At 63.5% G+C, this 971-nt stretch carries 1 protein-coding gene and 1 pseudogene; one reads left to right on the top strand and one right to left on the bottom strand.

Annotation, left to right across the window (positions count from 1 at the left end; translation table 11 throughout):
- A pseudogene (locus I5W_RS29895) lies at positions 1–223 on the bottom strand (MFS transporter); the annotation flags it as partial.
- A gap of 192 nt (positions 224–415) precedes the next feature.
- Between I5W_RS29895 and I5W_RS14815 the strand changes: the two are divergent.
- Positions 416–971 (top strand): aldo/keto reductase (locus I5W_RS14815; RefSeq protein WP_044529801.1); only part of this gene is annotated, 556 nt, incomplete at its 3' end.

Genomic DNA, 971 nt, shown 5'->3' with positions numbered 1-971 from the left:
GATCAGCGAAGGGATGAACTGCACCAGCCCCACGATGCCCAGGTCGAAAGGCGCTGTGGGTGAGCTGGTAGACCTGCCAGCCCACCGCCACGATCTGCATCTGCAAGGCGATGGTGGAGGCCACGCTGGCGCACCAGAACAGCTTGAAGGGCGTGTGATGGCGCAAAGGCAGTTGCTGCTCGCTGGCCTCATCGGGGGCCGTGTGACTGGGAGTGGATGACATGTCTCGGGATGGTGGGCTGGCGTGATCTAGTCTGGCCCGGCAGCACTGCTGCCGGCACTGCGCAAGCGGTCTTGGCGCCGCTGCGGCCCTGCCCTGCAAGCCAGGACCGGCGCAGCTATACTACCCGATCCCGCGCCAGCCGGCAGAATGGGCCCACGCTCGCCCTGCCCCGCACTCACAAGGAGAACCGATATGCAGTATCGCCAACTCGGCCGCACCGACGCCAAGGTCAGCCTCATCACGCTAGGTACCATGACCTGGGGTGAACAGAACACCGAAGCGCAAGCCCATGCGCAACTGGACTATGCCGTGGAGCGCGGCATCAACCTGATCGACGTGGCCGAAATGTACCCAGTCCCGCCCAAGGCCGAAACCCAGGGGCTGACTGAGCGCTATCTGGGAACCTGGCTGAAGAAATCCGGCAAGCGCGATCAGTTGCTCATCGCCACCAAATGCACCGGCCCGGCGCGCAAACCCCACAACCCGCGCCACGTCCGCGGCGGCATCAACAACCTCGACCGCAAGGGCTTGACCGAGGCGCTGCATGGCAGCCTGGAGCGGCTGCAACTGGATCACGTGGACCTGTATCAATTGCACTGGCCGGACCGCAGCGTGAACAGCTTCGGCCAGCTCGGCTACCAGCACGTGGCAGACGAAACCACGGTGCCCATCGAAGAGACGCTGAAAGTGTTGAGCGAATTCGTCAAGGCCGGCAAGATCCGTTACATCGGATTGTCCAACGAGACTG

Source organism: Herbaspirillum sp. B65 (genome assembly GCF_000333555.1).
GTDB lineage: Bacteria > Pseudomonadota > Gammaproteobacteria > Burkholderiales > Burkholderiaceae_D > Herbaspirillum > Herbaspirillum rubrisubalbicans.
This window is presented reverse-complemented; position numbering and strand designations above follow the sequence as displayed.